Below are 17,835 nucleotides of genomic sequence, written 5' to 3' on the forward strand. Positions count from 1 at the left end.
CTACCTGTTCTGCGCCCGATTCCCTTTCACCATGAACGTCTCCAGATAGCTACGCGCTGCATCCTCGATTCTTTTCCAGTCCGGCAATGCAGCGCGCACGTAGCGCACCTCCACGAGCGTACTGACGTCGGGAAGCACCAAGATATGACGGCACTCTGGAAGTTCGGCGTCTTGGCTACGCACCAGCTTTCCTTTCTGGTACTCCACACCGGTTTCCGCCACTACATGCGAGGTGCACTTGATGAAGGTGCGAATTTCGCCATGTGCATCCCGTTCGACGTACCAATCATCGTGCTCCTCCGCGTTGAACACAGGCGCCGACGCCCGGTATCCCTTTGCCTTGTAGTAGGCAAACACTTTCGGAAGATCCGGATAGTAGGGCGTCAGCCCATATACCGGACTTTGCCTGAGACGGCTCTGCAGATGCTCTGCCGGATTCTCCTTGTCCGCGGAATAGCCGGTGTAGCGCCTGCGTAGCGCCTCATGCACGTCCACCCCATCCAAATAGTGGTACCCGATATCGACCGTCCGCGTCGACACATCCAGGCTCAGATGCGCGCGTTCGCCCGGTGCGAACGGCTGCAGCGACGGGTATTCCAGGTACAGGCCGAAACTGTCGTCGAAGTTCGGCCCCATCTGGTCGCCGAAGTAGTTGGCCGGAATGCGTAGCTTGTACGGACCCAGGCATGCCTCCATCAATGGCGGCGGCGTCTTGAACGGATCCTGTGGGCCGAGCTGGCGCTGTCTCACGCAGCCCTGGGCATTGGTGGAGGTAGCCGCCGGCGTGTCGGCAGAGCCGGACTGTGCGCACCCTGCCAGGGGCAGGATGCCGGCAAGCAACAAGCACTGGGCCAAGCGCGTGGCGGGTCGCATCTGCATCCTCCGATGATGGCGGCGGCAGTATAGACGCGCAGTGCCGGCCATCGGCACGCATCGCCACGGCGACCACCATCGCAGCAATGCCGGGCTGCGCGACGGGCGTCCTTGCCTGTCATGCGCCGTCGCTCAGTACCGCCAGCGCAGGGTAAAGCTGACGAACCGCGGCTCGCCGTAGTTCTGGTAATCCAGATTGGCCCAGTACTTCTTGTTCAGCGCGTTAGTCATCGCCAGCGTCGCGGTCCACTGCGTGCTGAGCTGGTAGTTAGCGTTGAAGTGCACCAGCGCGTACGGATCCTGCACCACGGTGACCGGGCGCGTGGCGGCGCTGCCGTCGCCGAGCGGGCGCTGGATGTTGTAGCCGCGCACCGCGCTCTGCCAGCTCACGCCGCCGCCCAGGCTCAGGCGCTGCCAGGCGCCGGGCAGGCGCACCTGGGTGGACAGCTGCAGGTAGTCCTCCGGCAGGTTGGCGTAGATCGCGTCGGTCGGCGCACGGGTGACCTTGACGTGGGTGTAGCCGGCATTGAGCGTCCAGCCCGGGCGCAACTCGCCGTTGTATTCCACTTCCCAGCCGCGGCTCTTGGTGCCGTCGACGCCGATGTAGGCCGAGCTGCCGTCGGGCAGCGAGGCTTCCGGCTGGGTCATGTCGCGCACCGCGTAGTTGTCCTGCTTGGCCTCGAACACCGCCGCACTGAGCAGCGCGCGGCCGTCGGCCAGCTGCGCCTTGATGCCCGCTTCCAGGTTGGAGCCCTGCACCGGCGCCAGCAGGTTGTTGTCCTTGTCCTTGTAGTTCTGCGGATTGAAGATCTCGGTGTAGCTGGCGTAGGTGGAGATGGCCGGAGTGAGGTCGTAGACCAAGCCGACGTAGGGCGTGACCTCGTCGCTGACCCGGTAGCGGCCGCTGGTGCCGGTGTAGCTGCCGTCGGCGGCGAAGGCCTGAGTGCGGGTCTGCCAGGAACTCAGACGTGCGCCGGCGATCAGCGACAGCGGTTCGGCCAGGCGCAGCCGGGTGGAGGCGTACACGCCGCGCTGGGTGGTGCGCGCCGCGCGCCGCGCGCCGGTGCGGGTGGTGGTGATCTGGCCCACGTCGCCGTGCCAGTCGTAGACGTTGGGGATGTAGTAGCAGCGCTCGCGGCCGCAGGTGGTCCAGTCGCCCGGGTAGCGCAGCGCCAGGGTCGGCGTGGTCGACTGCAGGTCCTGCCAGCTGCCGCCGACCACCACGTCGTGGTCGCGGCCGAACAGGGGGAACGTGCCGGACAGGTACACGTCCAGGCCGTCGCGGGTGTCGGTGGCCTGCCCGGCGGCGGCGCGCAGGTAGATGCCGCTGCCGTCGCGCCTGGGATAGCCGCTGCCGTAGACGCGCAGGTTTTCGACCTCGCCCTCGGTGCGCGCCAGGTTGACCTTCAACAGCCAGTTGTCGCCGAAGCGCTGTTCCAGGTTGGCGAAGGTGGTATGGGTGTTGCGCTGCCAGCGCGCCCACTTCGGCGCCAGGTTGGTGGACGTGGGCAGGTCGGCGTACGCGCCGTCGGCGAAGAAGTACGGCACCGTGCCCCAGGTCGAGCCGACCGGGTCGTTGTCCTGGCGCTGGTAGCCGACGGTGACCGTGGTGGTGTCGGTCAGGTCGCCTTCCAGCACCGCCATGCCCGACATCTTCTGCTCGGTGTAGTGGTCGTAGTAATAGCCGCGGTCCTGCCAGGCGGCGACGAAACGGCTGCGGAAGCGGCCGTCGGCGGTCAGCGGCGCGGTGACGTCGGCCTGGGTGCGGCGGAAGTCCCAGGTGCCGAGCGAGGCCGCGAACGACGCATCGAAGCTCTTGCCGGGGCGCTTGCGCAGCAGGTTGACCGTGGCCGAGGGAATGCCGGCGCCGCTGAGCAGGCCGTTGGCGCCGCGGATCACCTCGACGCGGTCGTAGAAGACCATGTCGTATTCCTGATTGGTCGAACCGCTGTAGGTGGGCAGGCCGTCGACCTGGAAGTCGGTGATCTGGAAGCCGCGCGCGAAGTACAGCGGGCGCTGGGTGTCGTAGAAGGACACGTTGACGCCGGTGACGTTGCGCATGACGTCGTTGACGCTGAACAGCGATTCCTCTTCCAGCCGCTGCTGGCCCAGCACGCTCACCGACTGCGGCGTCTCCTGCAGCGTCAGCGGCAGGCGGGTGGTGGTGGACGGCTGCGCACGGCTCGGGCTGCCGCTGACCTCGACCTTGTCCAGCGTGGTCGGCTGCACGTCGGCCGCGGCCTCGGCTTCGGCGGCGAACAACGGTGCCGAGGTGGCGGAGAGCGCGGACAGCACGGCGAGGGACAACAGACGGCGTGGAGCGGAGAAAAGCATGGATCGATCTCGCGGGGTGGGGCGCGGCGGCGACACCGTCGCGCCGCGGTGGAGGAAAGGGGCAGGCGCAGCCACGCTCCACGGCGGGAATCGACGTGGCTGGCCCGGCAGGGCTGGCGGAGGGGCTGTGGCCGTGGATGGCCGTCGCAGAACGCAAATGTAAATCGTTAGCAACAACTTAACAAGGGCGGCCACGCGCCGACACGCTGCGACACATCCGCAGCGCTCCCGCTAGCCGCGCGGCAGCGGCAGGCCGGCGAAGTCCTTGACCGTGCGCAGCACGAAGCTGGAATTGACGTCGGCGACGCCGGCGGCGTTGAGCAACTTGTCCAGTAGAAACGCGGAGAAGTGCGCCAGATCGCGGACGTAGACGTGCAGCAGGTAATCCATGTCGCCGGTCAGCGCATGGCAGGCGACCACCTCGTCCCAGCCCTGCACGCTGTCGGCGAAATGGGCGATGCCACTCTGGCCGTGCTTCTCCAGCTGCACGCGCACGAAAGCCTGCAGGCCCAGGCCGATCGCCGCCGGCACCAGCCGCGCGGCGTAGCCGGCGACCACGCCCTCGGCCTCCAGCCGCTGCACCCGGCGCAGGCAGGCCGAGGGCGACAGGTTCACCTGCGCGGCCAGCTCGGCATTGCTGGCGCGGCCTTCCCGCTGCAGCAGGGCGAGCAGGCGCAGGTCGGTGCGGTCGAAGGTCGGCGATCCGGTCATTTATTGCTCTGCAACATGGCTTATACGCAATAATCTTGCGCGCAGCGCGCCGATCCGTGCAACTTCGCAAGCCCATTGCGCGCCCGCGCGCCTACCATCGTGGCTATTCCTTTCCGGAGCGTCGACCATGGACACCGCACCGCGCCGCGTCGAACACCAGCAGACCGACAAGGGCTACGTGCCGGTCTACACCACGGCCGTGGTGACCCAGCCGTGGGACAGCTACAGCGCCGACGACCACGCCACCTGGGGCACGCTGTACACGCGCCAGCGCGAGCTGCTGGTCGGCCGCGCCTGCGCCGAGTTCCTGCAGGCGCAGGACGCGATGGGCATGAGTTCGCAGGCGATCCCGCGCTTCGACGAGCTCAACGCGGTGCTGCAGGCGACCACCGGCTGGACCCTGGTCGGCGTGGAAGGGTTGCTGCCGGAGCTGGACTTCTTCGACCACCTGGCCAACCGCCGCTTCCCGGTGACCTGGTGGATCCGCCGTCCCGAGCAGATCGACTACATCGCCGAGCCGGACCTGTTCCACGACCTGTTCGGCCACGTGCCGCTGCTGATGAATCCGCTGTTCGCCGACTACATGCAGGCCTACGGCCGCGGCGGCGTCAAGGCGCACGCGATCGGTCCGGACGCGCTGCAGAACCTGACCCGGCTGTACTGGTACACGGTGGAGTTCGGCCTGATCGACACCCCCGACGGCCTGCGCATCTACGGCGCCGGCATCGTCTCGTCGAAGGGCGAATCGCTCTACTCGCTGGAGTCGGACGCCCCCAACCGCATCGGCTTCGACCTGCAGCGGATCATGCGCACCCGCTACCGCATCGACACCTACCAGAAGACCTACTTCGTCATCGACAGCTTCGAACAACTGATGCAGGCGACCGCGCCGGATTTCACCCCGATCTATGCGGCACTGGCCGACCAGGCGCATCTGCCGGCTGGCCAGGTGCAGGCGCAGGACCGCGTGTTCCATGCCGGCAGCGGCGAAGGCTGGGCGGACGGCGGCGACGTGTGAATCGCGGCATTACCCGTCCCCGCCAAACCTGACGGAGACGGGGCAGGGCGCCGGGTCAGTCGGTGCCGTACTTCGGGTTGTAGGGCCCGTACAACAAGCCGCCAGGGTGGCCGGCGGACAGCAGACGCTGGCTGGCCACGTTCCCCATCTGATGCCCTTGGTCGGTGACCTGGTTGACGACCTGATTGATCGCAGCCGTCACCAGCATTCCGACCAGGCCGCCCCCGGCGTTGTTCTGATTTTCGCCGCTCGACGCCTGTGCCTGGCCCTGCCACAGCACCGTCCCGGTGCGCAGATCCACCAGCTTGGCGTTGGCCGAGACCACGACCACGCTGTTGATGATCTGGTAGACGGCACCGTACTTTTCCACGGTGATGTACAGCGCGGCGTCGGCGCCGAAGATTTCCCGCAACTTCTCCGGAGACACCGCTTGTGCTTCATCCGCCACGGTGATGCCGTTCTGCTTGAAGGTCTCGTAGACCGGCGCCACCGGCATCACGTAGTAGCCCGCTTCGGCCAGCGGCAACGTGGTGACCGACAGCACGCTCAGGCTGGCGTTGACGTCCGGTGCATGGCTGACCGGCGGCAAGACCAGGATCGACCGCGGTTTGCTGGCCTTGTACGCGCTGTAATCGCGCGACATCGGCTGCGTCGCGCAGGCGCTCAGCAGCAGACCGAGCACGGCCACGCAGGCCATTCTTGCGACGTTCTTCATTGCGCGCTCCTCGCGTTGCTGGCGTTCTTCAACAACAGATCGATGTAGGTGCCGGACTCGGGATACTGCGTCTTCTCGGCGAGGAGTTCCTGCTGCGCTTTGGCATCGTTGCCGGTTTCGGCGTACAGCATGCCCAGATGTGCCTGCAGTCCCGGCGGCGGCCTGCGGTTGGCGGCCTGCATCACCTGCAGGTCCTTTTCCAGCGCCTGGATCTGCTGTTCCGGGCTACCGCCCTTGAAGTGGCTGTAGACCTGATCCTGGTAGCTGCCCCACTGGTAGAGCGAGGCGCTCTGGTGGGCGCAGCCGACCAGCGCGAGCATGGCGCAGGCGCCAAGCCAGAACCGCGTGCGGACATTGAGGGTATTCATGTGCAAGGGTCCGTTGCGGGTCACTTGACCGGCTTCCAGGCGCCGGAGTCGATCGCGGCGGTGAGATTGTTGACAGCCTCGCGGATCGCCAGATCCAGGACTTTGCCGTTGAGCGTGGAGTCGTAGCTGGAGGTCCCGCCGAAGCCGACGACCTCGCGGTTGGACAAGGTGTACTCGCCGCCGCCCTGCACCGAATACACCACTTCGGACGTCGCGCTATCGACCACGTTCAGGCTGACCTTGGCATAGGCCTGCTGCTGCTTGCCACGGCCGAGAATGCCGAACAGCTGCGTATCGCCGGTCTCCTTGCGGCCGAACTCGGTCACGTCGCCAGTCACGACGTAGTCGGCGCCCTTGAGTTGCTGCGCCTGGCCCTTGATCTGCGCTTCCTGCTTGATCTCGCCCATGTTGTCGCGATCCAGCACACGGAAACGATTGGTCTGCTGCAGATGGGTGATCAGGATGGTCTTGGCCTGGCTGCCCAGGCGATCCGCACCATCGGAAAACAGGCCGCGCATGAAGGAGGAGCGGTTGTCGAACTTGCCCACCGCGATCGGCGCGCGTGCGCCGGCGTAAGGCACGCTGGCCGCCGAAACTGTCTGCGGTTTGACGCTCTGATGGGTTTCGGTCGCGCAGGCCGCCAAGCCCAACGCAAGCGTCAACCCCATGGCCCCCTTGATCACACTGTTCTTCATCGATTGCCCCTTGTTGATACAGCTACGAAAAACCATTCGCCGGCGGCCCTATCCTTGCCCAGCGTCGCTGCATGCGACAGGCATGCACGACCGCACGCGTACGACGCGATCCAGACCATCGGCGAGAGTAGGAAATAGGCACAGCGGAAGATCGATGTCGCTCCATGACCATCCTGCGCAGGGCAGGGAAAGAAAAAATCCATGTCGTCCCGCGACGCAGCGGGACCCAGCTAGGTGATGTGTATCGGCAGCGCTAGGTGGAACTTTAGAAATTTTTGCGGAGCCGTCGCAATGCGGGCGTGCACGGGCCGTGTTGCTCTGTCGCCGGACCTGGATGCTGCGCCATCGCGCTGCGGCACACTGCATCGCGCCAGAGATCGGCCAATCCACAGCGGAGAATCGGCAATGCGCCGATCCCGGGCCACCGACGGCGACCCTACGCTGCGCAGCGAGCGAGATCGGTGCGCCACGACGCGGCCACCCCGGATTTCCGGATGCTCCCGCCCAACGCATGTTGGCGGTCCTGTGCGTCGGGAGAATCCTCATGCTCATTTATGTCGGCCTGGACGGCGATCAGGCGGATCAGCGCGGCGCCAAGCTGAAAGCCTTGCAATCCCACTTCGGCGAAAACCAATCGCATGCGCTGACCCTGCTCGACGCGGCCTCGCTATCGCCCAGCAACAAGACGCGCGGCAAGCGCTTGGTGATCAATTCGCACGGCAACGTCAACGTCTTCGCCGGGCTTGCACCGGAGGCATTCCTGCAGCAACTGCTGGCCAAGGGACTGGGTAAGGGGTCGTTCGAGGAGATCGTGCTGATGGCCTGCCAGGTCGGCGCGCAGAGCCAAACCAACTCCATCGCCAACAACTTCGCCAAGGACCTGAAGCGCTTGCTGGTCGGCCACGGCATCCTCGCCAAGCTGTACGCGCCGCGCGGCACGCTGACCTACCTCGTGCACACCGAGCAGAAGCTGGGCCAGACGTTCTACGTGGTGGACAGCATGCATATTGCCTGCCCGGAGCGGAACTATCCGCTGGCGGAAGGCCTGCTGCTGGTGCAGTAAGTTCGCATGCCAACGCCCCGCAGATGCGGGGCGTTTGGCGAACACGCTACCGGACACACCCGCCTGGGCGGGCGCGATATCAGGCCGCGGCGACGTCGGCCTTGCCCAGCACGCCGGCGACGAAGGCGCGCAGGTCGGCGTCCTTGGCGTTGTCGAAGAAGCACTGCTGGAAGCGCGGGCCGCCCACGGCCTGCTTGACCAGTTCCGGATCCAGCGCGCGCAGGCCGTCCAGGTAGGACTTGGCCAGGGCCTGCTTGACCTGGGTCAGGATGCCGGCATTGGCCTGTTGCGATTCGCGGCGCTCGGCCGGGTAGCCCATGCCGCGCTCGCCGCTGAAGGCCTTCTCGAAGATGTAGCGCACGTTGATCTCCGCGCCCCAGCCGTAGCCCTTGGCGAAGGCCAGCGCCAGCGCGTTGCCGTTGTTGACCTGGGCGAACAGGTAGGCGTCGGTCGGCTCGATGCAGTAGCCGCAGAACACGCCCGGGTGCGCGTTGAGCGACATCATCGCGCCCTGCCCGGTGCCGCAGCCAGCGACCACGAAGTCCACCGCGCCGGCATTGAGCAGCAGGCCGGCGCAGATGCCGAGGTGGATGTAGGTCAGGCGGTGGTCGGCGTCGCCATCCATGCCAACGTTGAACACGCTGTGGCCCTGTGCGGCGGCAACGTCGTTAAGCTGCTGCAGGATCACCGGGTTCTTGGCGGCCTGGCTGAACTCGTTCATTAGGGCGATTTTCATGGGGGTCCTTTGCGTGGGGGATTGGTTGGTGGGCAGGGTGGTTTGGTTGGGATGGGTCGGCGGCAGGCGTACCCTCATCCGCCCTTACGGGCACCTTCCCCCAAAAAGGGGGCCGAGGTCCCAAAGGGAGAAGGAGAAGCGTTAGCGGGCGAGCCAGCCGCCGTCGACCGGGATCACGGTACCGTTGACGTAGTCCGAGGCGCTGCTGGCCAGGAACACCGCGGTGCCGCCCAGGTCTTCCGGTACGCCCCAGCGGCCGGCCGGGATGCGGTCCAGGATTGCCTGGTTGCGTGCGGCGTCGGCGCGCAGCTGCGCGGTGTTGTCGGTGGCCATGTAGCCGGGGGCGATGGCGTTGATGTTGACGCCCTTGGCGCCCCACTCGTTGGCCAGCAGGCGGGTGATGCCGGCGATGCCGGACTTGCTGGCGGTGTACGAGGGCACGCGGATGCCGCCCTGGAACGACAGCATCGAGGCGATGTTGATGATCTTGCCGCTGCCCTGGGCGATGAAGTGGCGGCCGGCGGCCTGGCACATGAAGAACGCGGACTTGATGTTGACGTTCATGACGTCGTCCCAGTCCTGCTCGCTGAAGTCCACCGCATCGGCACGGCGGATTAGCCCGGCGTTGTTGACCAGGATGTCGAGACGGCCGAGCCCGGCCAGGGTCTCGTCGAGGATGCGCTGCACCGGCTCGATGCTGATCAGGTTGGCCTCGATGGCGACGAAGCGGCGGCCCAGCGCGGTGACCTTGGCCTCGGTCTCGGTGGGCGCGGCGATGCCGGCGGCGGCGATGTCGGCGCCGGCCTGCGCCAGCGCCACGGCGATGCCTTGGCCGAGGCCGGTGTTGGCGCCGGTGACCAGGGCGACCTTGCCTTCGAGACTGAACGGGTGGGTCATTGCGTGGACTCCTTGAGGGAATGCGGACGACGGGAATGGGAGCGGCGCGCGGGACGGCGGCCTACTTGAGCTGGCAGATGTCCAGCACGTGCATGTCGGTGTAGTCGAGGTTCTCGCCGCCCATCGCCCAGATGAAGGCGTAGTTGGCGGTGCCGGCGCCCATGTGGATCGACCACGGCGGCGACACCACGGCCTCGTTGTTCTGCACCACGATGTGGCGCTGCGCGTCCGGCTCGCCCATGAAGTGGTAGACGCGGTCGTTGGCGCCGAGGTCGAAGTAGAAATAGACCTCGCTGCGGCGGTCGTGCAGGTGCGGCGGCATGGTGTTCCAGACGCTGCCCGGCTTGAGCACGGTCAGGCCCAGCAGCAGCTGCGAGGACTGGCAGGTGGCCGGCACGATGTACTGGTAGATGGTGCGTTCGTTGCTGGTCTCCAGTGCGCCGCGGTCCAGCGCCACCGCCTCGGCGATCGACAGGCGCTTGGTGGCGAAGCGCGCGTGCGCCGGGGTGGAGGCCAGATAGAACTGCGCCGGGTTGGCCGCGTCGTCGGAGGCGAACACCACCTCGGCGCTGCCCATCGCCACATACAGGCCGTCCTTCGGCCCCAGCGGATACGCGGTGCCGTCGACGGTGACGGTGCCGCTGCCGGCGCCGACGTTGATCACGCCCAGCTCGCGCCGCTCCAGGAACGGGTGGCCAGCGGCCGAGGCCGGCTCGGTCTGCGCGGGCAGCGTCAGCGCCCGCGTGCGCGGGGCCGCGCCACCGAGCACGAAGCGCTCGTAGTGGGTGTACTTCAGGGTCACCGCGTCGTCCACGAACAGGCCGTCGAGCAGGTACAGGTCGCGCAACTGGTCGTTGCTGGCGCCCTTGATCGCGTCGGGATGGGTCGCGTAGTGGGTCTTGCAGTACAGGGACATGGGGCGCTCCAGTGCAGGCGACGGCATGTGGCAGCCCGCCACGGAAGACAGTCTAGCGGGTCTGGTAAACCGGTGTCATTCCGCAGTGCACGAAGGGCGGGGATTGGGGAGTCGGGATTCGGGATGAGAGCGCTGCGGCGCTCGCTGATGGCGTGCTAGCCGGGCGGCAGCGGCTGGCCGACGTCGATGCGGTTGCCGTCGGGGTCGGCGAAGACGAAGCAGCGCAGGCCGACGTCGGCATCGCGGATCGCCTTGATGATGCGCACGCCCTGCGCCTGCAGGCCGTCGTACAGGGCCGCGGCGTCGTCGACGATCAGGTGGGCGACGTTGCTGGTGCTGCCGCGGTGGTCGGGACGCAGGGTCAGGTGCAGTTCGGCGTCGTCCTTCTTCAGGATCACGAAACCGACCGGATTGCCGTTCTGGAACACGCTGCGGAAGCCCAGGCGCTCGGTGTAGAAGGCGACGGCGCGGGCGATCTCGGCGACGGGCACGGTCGGCGCCAGGCGGCCGAAACGGACCGCGACGGGGGCGGGGATGGGGGACGACATGACGAAGGCTCCTCGCAGGAAGGCCGCGCGGTCCGCCCGGGCGGTGCCGGAACGGAACGGGCCTTCGATGGGCGGAGCGGTGTCCGCACGGTCGGCGGCAGTGTAGACCGTTTGCGGCGAGTCGGGAGGCGGTGGGGGACACGTGCCCTGGCCGACATGTGGGTGCGACGCATGGATGGCGTTGAAACGCGCACGCCCCGCGGTCAGCGGGCGCTTCACTGCTGCCTGGGAACGGCTCCCGGCCTCCTGGAAATCGTTCGCCGCGGCAGTTCGGTTCGTGCGCGTCGCGGCTGAAGCCGCTCCCACAGGAATGCACTCGGCCTCCTTGAATGCACTCGGCCTCCTTGTGGGAGGGACTTCAGTCCCGACGACGGGGGGTGTCAGTCGGCTTTCGGCTTCGCTTGTCGCATCTGCACGACCGTCAACTCCCCACAAAGCGCCTGACACCCGCATTGCAGGTCGCTGACGCCGCTCCCGCAGCGGCGGATGCGCGTGAGGCGGAGCCAGGCGAACTGCCGGGGCGCGAATCACGCATCTCGCCGTGTCGTCGCGAGCGCCTGGCAGGCGCAAGCCTCCGTCTGCCACCGCTCGCTGCGGCAGCTCGCCGCGCAGCCGCGCTCAGTCTTCCGGCGGCTGGCAGGAGTCGCGCACGATCAGGTGCGGGCGCACGCTGGCCACCGCCAGCGACGGCGTGCCCTCGGGCTGGATCAGCATGGCCGCGGCGGTGCGGCCGGTGTCGCGGGTATGCCGGCGCACCGAGGTCAGCGAGGGCCACAGCCGCGAAGCCAGCGGGCTATCGTCGTAGCCGATGATCGACAGCTGGCGCGGGATGTTGATGTTGGCGCGCAGCGCGACCTTGTACACGCCGGCGGCCATTTCGTCGTTGCCGGTGAAGATCGCGCTGGGCCGCTGCTTGCCCAGCAACAGCTTTTCCGCCGCGGCCACGCCCGATTCGAAGGTGTAGCCGGCTTCGACGATGCGCGCCGGCGGCAGTTCGATGCCGCGCCGGGTCAGCGCGTCGATGAAGCCGGCGGTGCGCTCGTGCGCGGAGCGATAGGCGCTGGGGCCGGTGATCAGGGCGATGTCGCGGTGGCCCAGCGACAGCAGGTAGTCGGCGGCCTCGGCGGCGCCGTCGCGGTCGTGGGTGACCACCATCTGCGAGGTGTCGTCCAGCGGCAGCGAGGCGATGCGGGTGTAGCGCACGCCGATGCCGGCGAGCATGTCCGCCAACGCCTGGTCCTCGGAGGCGCGCGGCACCAGGATCACCCCGTGCAGCTTCTGCTGCTGCACGAAGCGGCGCACGCCCTCGATGTAGCCGGGACTGCGACTGTCGCAAGGATGCACCACCAGTTCGAAGCTGGAGCCGCGCAGTGCGTCCAGCGCGCCGTACTGCATGTCCACGATGTATTGCGCGGTGGGGTTGTCGTAGACCATGCCGATCAGGAACGAGCGACGGAACGCCAGCCCGCGCGCCAGCGGGTCCGGCGCGTAGCCGACCTCGCGCATCAGCGCCTCGACCTTCTCGCGGGTGTCTTTGCGCACCAGCGGCGAGTTGTTGATGATCCGCGACACGGTCTTCTTCGACACCCCGGACAGGCGCGCGATGTCGTTGATCGTCGCGGCCTTGCCGTGGGCGGAAGCGGGAGCATCGACGGAACGGGGCTTGTTCGGCGCCATGGACGGAAAACCGGGCGAAAGAAAGGGGATTCTACTGGGTGTCATGTTCGCTCCAGCGCACGGTCACGGAAGCGGTGTAGGCGCACCGCCCCGGTGACCGGCCGCGGCGCTGCCAAGATCGGCAGCGGCGATCGGCGCGAACGGCCCGCGGTCACCCGCCTGGCGCGAGCCGGCGCCGCCGGGCCGGCTCAGGCGCGCAGCGCGCGCGGCAGCCACAGCGACAGCTCCGGGAAGAACGCCACGATCAGCAGCACGCACAGCGCCGCCAGCCAGAACGGCCAGATGGTGCGCATGCTCTGGGCCACGGTGATCTGCCCGATCGAGGTGCCGATGAACAGCACCGAGCCCACCGGCGGGGTGATCAGGCCGATGCCGCCGGCCAGCACCATCACCAGGCCGAAATGGATGGGGTCGATGCCGTAGGCCTTGGCTACGGGCAGGAAGATCGGCGTGCAGATCAGGATCTTCGGCGCCAGGTCCATGAACATGCCCAGCAGCAGCAGCATCACCACGATCATCAGCAGCACCGTGTGCTGGCTGTGGGCGATGGACTGCAGGAAGTGCACCGCCGCCGCCGGCACCTGCAGGTAGGCCAGCAGCCATCCGAACACCGCCGCGGTGGCGATCACGAACAGGATCACCCCGGTGGTGCGCGCGGCATGCGTCACCGCGCCGAAGAACTCGGCCCAGCGCAGCTGCCGGTACAGCAGCGCGGTGACCAGCAACGCATAGACCACCGCGATCGCCGCGCTCTCCACCGCGGTGAAGATGCCGGCGCGGATGCCGATGAAGATCAGCGCGACCAGGCCCAGGCCCGGCAGCGCCCCGACCAGGCGCAGCGCCACCGCGCGCCAGCCCGGGAATGCCTCGGTGCCGTAGCCGCGCGAGCGCGCCACCGCGTAGCCGGTGAGCATCATCGCCGCGGTCATCAGCAGCGCCGGGACGATGCCGGCCGCGAACAGGTCGGCGATCGACAGGCCGCCGCCGGCCGCGGCCGAGAACAGGATCAGGTTGTGCGAGGGCGGCACCAGCAGCGCGACCAGCGCCGCGGTCATGCTGACGTTGACCGCGTAGTCGCGGTCGTAGCCGCGGTTGATCATCTGCGGAATCATGGTGCCGCCGACCGCCGAGACGTCGGCGATGGCCGAGCCGGACACGCCGCCGAAGAACAGCGAGGACAGCACGCTGACCTGGCCCAGGCCGCCGCGCATGCGCCCGACCAGCGAGGACGCCAGCGCGATCAGGCGGTCGGAGATGCCGCCGCGCAGCATCAGTTCGCCGGCGAAGATGAACAGCGGGATCGCGATCAGCGACGCCGAGCCGCTGCCGGCGGAGATCTGCTGCACCAGCACCACCGCCGGCAGGTCCAGATACAGCAGCGTGGCCAGCGCCGCCGTGCCCAGCGCATACGCCACCGGCACGCCGATCAGCAGCAGCACCACGAACAATCCCAACAGGATGGCGATGGCCATGCTCAGTTCCTCCCCATGGTGGTGCCCGGGCGCAGCACCCGCCAGGCCTGGTACAGCGCGAACACGCTCATCAGCGCGCCGCCGATCGACAGCGGCAGGTAGTTGATGCTCTGCGGCATCTGCGCGCCGGCCATCTTGATGTTCAGCCCGTCCAGCAGCAGCACCGCGCCCCACCACGCGATCACCGCACCGATGGCGGCCACCAGCAGCGGGCGCACCAGGTCGATGACGCGGCGCAGGCTGGCATGCAGCGTCTCGGCCAGCAGGAAGAAGCCGAAGTGGCGGCGGGTGTGCACGCCGGCGGCGGCCCCCAGGCTCATCGCCGTGCTCAGCAGCAGCAGCGTCACCGGCTCGGTCCAGCTCGGCGAGTCGTTGAGCACGTAGCGGGTGAACACCTGCCAGCCCTGCACCACCACCAGCCCGAGCAGGGCGGCGGCGGCGGTGCCGATGGCGAGGTTGGCGATCCGGTCCAGCAGCCGCTGCAGCGGCGGCACCGGGAGGGCGGGGGCGTGGTCGGTCATCGGCATGGACTCAGGCGAAATCGCGAATGCGGCGGTAGAGGGCTTCGATCTCCGGCTGCTGCCGGTACTCGGCCAGCAGCGGCGCGGCGGCCTTGCGGAAGGCCGGCATGTCCACCTCGTTGATGGCCACGCCGTAGTCGATCACCTGCTGTCGCGCCTGCGCCTCGGAGGCATCCCACAGCCGGCGCATCACCGTCACCGACTGCCGCGCCGTCTCCAGCACCAGCGCGCGCTGGTCCGGCGTCAGCGTCTCGAAGCTGCGCCGGGACATCACCAGCACGTCCGGCGCGTACGAGTGATCGCTCTGCGACCAGTAGTGCGCGGCCTCGAAGTGGCGGCTGGACTGGAAGCTGCGCATGTTGTTCTCGGCGCCGTCGATCATGTGCGTTTCCATCGCCGAGAAGGTCTCGCCCAGCGACATCGGCGTGGGGTTGGCGCCGAGCATGCGCATCAGCTTGAGGAAGATGTCCGAGTTCGCCACGCGCAGCTTGAGCCCGTGCAGGTCCTTGGGCTGCCGCAGCGGATGCTTGGTGTTGTAGAAGCAGCGCGCGCCGGAGTCGTAGATCGCCAGCCCGACCAGGTCGCGCTGTTCGAAGCTGCGCAGGATGCTGTCGCCGACGTGGCCGTCGATCGCGCGGCGCAGGTGCGCCACCGAGTCGAACACGTACGGCAGGCACAGCGCCTGGGTCAGCGGGAAGGCGTTGTTCAGCGCGCCGGAATACACGCGGGTGATGTCGATGGCGCCGAAGCGCGCCATGTCGATCGCCTCCGCCTCGCGACCGAGCTGGCCGGAGTGATACTCGCGCAGGCGCAGGCGGCCGCCGGTCTTCTGCTCCAGGATCTGCCCGAACCAGCGCACCGCCTCCACGGTGGGGTAGTCGGCCACGTGCACGTCGGTGGCGGTGAGCAGGCGCGTACCGCTACCGCCGGCCTGCGCCAGCGCACCCAGCGGCGCGCCGGCCGCGGCCGCCGCGGTCAGGCCCGCGCCCAGGAATCGTCTACGAGTGATCATGCTGCGCCCTCCCGCGCGTCATTGCCGTCGCCAGCCTAGGCCGCGACCGCCCTGCAGTGAAGTTCGCCGTAGCCGTCGAAGCGGATCGTCGCCTGCTGGCCGATGGCGATGTCGTGGATACCGGTGGCGTTGCCGGTGGCGATCAGCTCGCCGCGGCGCAGCGGCCGGCCGCGCCTGGCCGAGCGCGCCAGCGCGAACGCGAACGCCGCACGCAGGCCGCCCGGCAACAGCGTGGCGCCGCCGGTGCCCACGCACTGGCCCTCGATCCAGGTCTCGGCGCGCAGCGCGGTCTCGTCCAGCGCGGTCCAGTCCGGCACCTGCGGCCCCAGCAGCAGGCCGTTGTTGTTGCCGAAATCGGAGATCACCACGCGCGGCCCCAGCTGGTTGATCGTGGCCAGCGGGCTGCTCGCCACCTCGACGCCGACGAACAGCGTCGCCGGCACCTGCGCGGCCTGCTGTGGAGTCCAGTGCAACTGGTCGGCCGGCACGTCCGCGTCCAGGCGCAGTACGTACTCGGCCTCGACCGCGCCGAAGCCGCCGTCGAACACCGGGATGTCCGTTGTTCCACCGGTAGCATTCCACAGCGCAGCGGCGAAGATCGGGCCGAGCAGGCGCTCGTCCCCGGAGTGGTCGCGACGCTCGGGGGCGATGTAGCCGACCTTCCAGCCGACCACACGGTCCGGCCATTGCGCGATCGCCAGGTCCTGCACGCGATAGGCGGTCTCCAGATCGTCGGGGATGACACCGGGGAAATCGGGCAACGAGCGGCCCTGGCGACGGGCCTGGACGAAGCGGGCCGCGATGTCGGCCAACGCGGGCGGTGGCGTCTGCGACGGGCCGGAAGGAAGGCTCAAGGGCATCTCCGCAAGGAATGTGGGGGATCGGAATTGCTGCGCCGCGCATCGACAGCGCGTTGCGCCGTTGTATATGGTAAACCGGTGTCATTGGCAATGTGCGGTGCGGCAAAAGGCCGGGAATCGGGAATCGGCAAAGGCAAAGGCAACAGCGATACAGCGCCATGCGTTGGCGCAGGCGGCGCGCACACTGGGGCCATCGTGCCCTCGGCCACGCGCCGCGGGTTTCTTCCATCCACGACGAGATCTCGATGATGTCGGCCCGACTCCTCGCCCCCCGCCTACGTCCCGCCGAACCACTGTCCCCACCCTGCGGCAGGCGCCGGCCCCGCTCCGGCATCGCCCTGCTGGCGGCGCTGTGCCTGTTGCTGGGCGCCCTCGGCCCGGCGGTAGCGGCCGAGCGGCCGGCCAGCGAGAGCGCCGCCGAGGTGGCGGCGCGGCTGCCGCTGTGGCCTGGTCCGGCGCCGGGGTCGACGGCCGGCTCCGAGCACGCGCGCCTGGTCGAGCGCAGCGACGACCCGGCCCTGCCCGATCGCGCGCTCAGCGGCCGTTACCAGCCCTACCTGGTGGTGTACCGGCCGAAGCACCCGAACGGCAGCGCCCTGCTGGTCGCGCCCGGCGGCGGCTATGCGCGCGTGGTGCTGGACAAGGAAGGCACGGCCTTGGTGCCGATCTTCGCCGAACAGGCCGGCATCACCCTGTTCGTGCTGCGCTACCGGCTTCCCGACGCGGCCGTCGACGGCGCCACGGCGCGCGACCAGCCGCTGGCCGATGCGCAGCGCGCGCTGCGCCTGATCCGCGCGCATGCCGCCGATTACGGCGTGGACCCGCAGCGCATCGGCGCGATCGGCTTCTCCGCCGGCGGCCACGTCGCCGCCAGCCTCGGCACCCGCTACGACGACGTGGTGTATCCGGCGCGCGATGCGATCGACCGGGTCAGCGCGCGGCCGGATTTCCTGTTGCTGCTGTACCCGGTCATCGACATGGGCAGCGGCACCGCGGCGCACACCGGCTCACGGCTGCGGCTGCTCGGACGCCATCCGGACGCGGCGACCATGGCCGCCTACTCGCTGCAGAACCGGGTGCATGCCGGCATGCCGCCGACCTTCCTGGTGCACGCGCAGGACGATCCGGTAGTGCCGGAAGAGAACAGCCTGCTGTTCTACCAGGCGCTGCGCCAGGCCGGGGTGCCGGCCGAGCTGCACCTGTTCGCGCACGGCGGCCATGGCTTCGGCACCCGCGGCATCGCCGGCCTGCCGCTGGCGGCATGGCCGCAGCTGGCGCTGGGCTGGATGCGCAGCGTGCAGGACGATCCCCGCGCCCGCGCGCCGATCCCGCCACCGGCGGGCACGCCATGAGCCTGCCCATGAACGGTCTCTCCACCACGCGGCGGCGCCCGCCTCCCCCCTCCCCCCCACCCCCCCC

Annotated in this window: 18 protein-coding genes; 3 read left to right on the forward strand and 15 right to left on the reverse strand. The window is 68.5% G+C overall.

Annotated elements, in window-relative coordinates:
- The 3 genes from CEK65_RS04630 to CEK65_RS04640 form a co-directional block, all read right to left on the reverse strand.
- Positions 1-873 (reverse strand): hypothetical protein, encoded by an 873-nt coding sequence (locus CEK65_RS04630; protein WP_193314693.1) that lies wholly within the window; start codon positions 871-873, stop codon positions 1-3.
- A 132-nt stretch (positions 874-1,005) separates the two neighbouring features.
- Positions 1,006-3,207 (reverse strand): TonB-dependent siderophore receptor, encoded by a 2,202-nt coding sequence (locus CEK65_RS04635; RefSeq protein WP_152180930.1) that lies wholly within the window; start codon positions 3,205-3,207, stop codon positions 1,006-1,008.
- 231 nt (positions 3,208-3,438) lie between these two features.
- Entirely contained in the window at positions 3,439-3,918 is a 480-nt protein-coding gene (locus CEK65_RS04640) for an Lrp/AsnC family transcriptional regulator (protein ID WP_010343045.1), read from the reverse strand.
- Between the two features lie 127 nt (positions 3,919-4,045).
- Here CEK65_RS04640 and phhA point away from each other — a divergent pair, with 127 nt between their 5' ends.
- Positions 4,046-4,936 (forward strand): phenylalanine 4-monooxygenase, encoded by an 891-nt coding sequence (phhA, locus tag CEK65_RS04645; protein WP_017914533.1) that lies wholly within the window; start codon positions 4,046-4,048, stop codon positions 4,934-4,936.
- Between the two features lie 55 nt (positions 4,937-4,991).
- On the opposite strand, the gene CEK65_RS04650 is transcribed toward phhA, so the two are convergent.
- The 3 genes from CEK65_RS04650 to CEK65_RS04660 are packed head-to-tail and all read right to left on the reverse strand — an operon-like array spanning position 4,992 to position 6,714.
- A complete protein-coding gene (locus CEK65_RS04650) occupies positions 4,992-5,651 on the reverse strand; it encodes a DUF799 domain-containing protein (RefSeq protein ID WP_167522045.1) in 660 nt (219 codons plus the stop codon).
- Positions 5,648-6,019, reverse strand: a complete 372-nt coding sequence (locus tag CEK65_RS04655; protein ID WP_017914534.1) for a DUF4810 domain-containing protein — start codon at positions 6,017-6,019, stop codon at positions 5,648-5,650. The genes CEK65_RS04650 and CEK65_RS04655 overlap by 4 nt, the downstream gene beginning before the upstream one ends.
- Before the next feature lie 20 nt (positions 6,020-6,039).
- A complete protein-coding gene (locus tag CEK65_RS04660; protein WP_017911373.1) occupies positions 6,040-6,714 on the reverse strand; it encodes a CsgG/HfaB family protein in 675 nt (224 codons plus the stop codon).
- A gap of 544 nt (positions 6,715-7,258) precedes the next feature.
- On the opposite strand from CEK65_RS04660, the gene CEK65_RS04665 reads away from it, so the two are divergent.
- A complete protein-coding gene (locus tag CEK65_RS04665) occupies positions 7,259-7,777 on the forward strand; it encodes a hypothetical protein (RefSeq protein WP_152180931.1) in 519 nt (172 codons plus the stop codon).
- A gap of 79 nt (positions 7,778-7,856) precedes the next feature.
- Here CEK65_RS04665 and CEK65_RS04670 read toward each other — a convergent pair whose 3' ends face one another.
- The 9 genes from CEK65_RS04670 to CEK65_RS04710 all read right to left on the reverse strand — a co-directional run bounded on the left by CEK65_RS04670 (position 7,857) and on the right by CEK65_RS04710 (position 16,410).
- Positions 7,857-8,513: an RpiB/LacA/LacB family sugar-phosphate isomerase gene (locus CEK65_RS04670; RefSeq protein ID WP_152180932.1), complete on the reverse strand. Its 657-nt coding sequence runs from the start codon at positions 8,511-8,513 to the stop codon at positions 7,857-7,859.
- A 141-nt stretch (positions 8,514-8,654) separates the two neighbouring features.
- Entirely contained in the window at positions 8,655-9,410 is a 756-nt protein-coding gene (gene kduD / locus CEK65_RS04675; RefSeq protein WP_010343054.1) for a 2-dehydro-3-deoxy-D-gluconate 5-dehydrogenase KduD, read from the reverse strand.
- Positions 9,411-9,471: 61 nt separating this feature from the next.
- Positions 9,472-10,326 (reverse strand): 5-dehydro-4-deoxy-D-glucuronate isomerase, encoded by an 855-nt coding sequence (gene kduI, locus CEK65_RS04680; protein WP_010343055.1) that lies wholly within the window; start codon positions 10,324-10,326, stop codon positions 9,472-9,474.
- A 155-nt stretch (positions 10,327-10,481) separates the two neighbouring features.
- Complete coding sequence (locus CEK65_RS04685) at positions 10,482-10,874, reverse strand: VOC family protein (RefSeq protein WP_152180933.1); 393 nt, start codon at positions 10,872-10,874, stop codon at positions 10,482-10,484.
- 618 nt (positions 10,875-11,492) lie between these two features.
- Positions 11,493-12,551: a LacI family DNA-binding transcriptional regulator gene (locus CEK65_RS04690; RefSeq protein ID WP_017907811.1), complete on the reverse strand. Its 1,059-nt coding sequence runs from the start codon at positions 12,549-12,551 to the stop codon at positions 11,493-11,495.
- 188 nt (positions 12,552-12,739) lie between these two features.
- Positions 12,740-14,023 (reverse strand): TRAP transporter large permease, encoded by a 1,284-nt coding sequence (locus CEK65_RS04695; protein WP_017912546.1) that lies wholly within the window; start codon positions 14,021-14,023, stop codon positions 12,740-12,742.
- A gap of 2 nt (positions 14,024-14,025) precedes the next feature.
- Complete coding sequence (locus CEK65_RS04700) at positions 14,026-14,544, reverse strand: TRAP transporter small permease (protein ID WP_193314053.1); 519 nt, start codon at positions 14,542-14,544, stop codon at positions 14,026-14,028.
- A gap of 10 nt (positions 14,545-14,554) precedes the next feature.
- Complete coding sequence (locus CEK65_RS04705; RefSeq protein ID WP_152180934.1) at positions 14,555-15,556, reverse strand: TRAP transporter substrate-binding protein; 1,002 nt, start codon at positions 15,554-15,556, stop codon at positions 14,555-14,557.
- Positions 15,557-15,591: 35 nt separating this feature from the next.
- A complete protein-coding gene (locus tag CEK65_RS04710; RefSeq protein WP_226980474.1) occupies positions 15,592-16,410 on the reverse strand; it encodes a 2-keto-4-pentenoate hydratase in 819 nt (272 codons plus the stop codon).
- A gap of 344 nt (positions 16,411-16,754) precedes the next feature.
- On the opposite strand from CEK65_RS04710, the gene CEK65_RS04715 reads away from it, so the two are divergent.
- Complete coding sequence (locus CEK65_RS04715) at positions 16,755-17,768, forward strand: alpha/beta hydrolase (RefSeq protein WP_152180938.1); 1,014 nt, start codon at positions 16,755-16,757, stop codon at positions 17,766-17,768.
- Positions 17,769-17,835: the final 67 nt, after the last annotated feature.

This window comes from Xanthomonas sp. LMG 12459 (assembly GCF_009192905.1).
Lineage (GTDB): Bacteria > Pseudomonadota > Gammaproteobacteria > Xanthomonadales > Xanthomonadaceae > Xanthomonas_A > Xanthomonas_A sontii.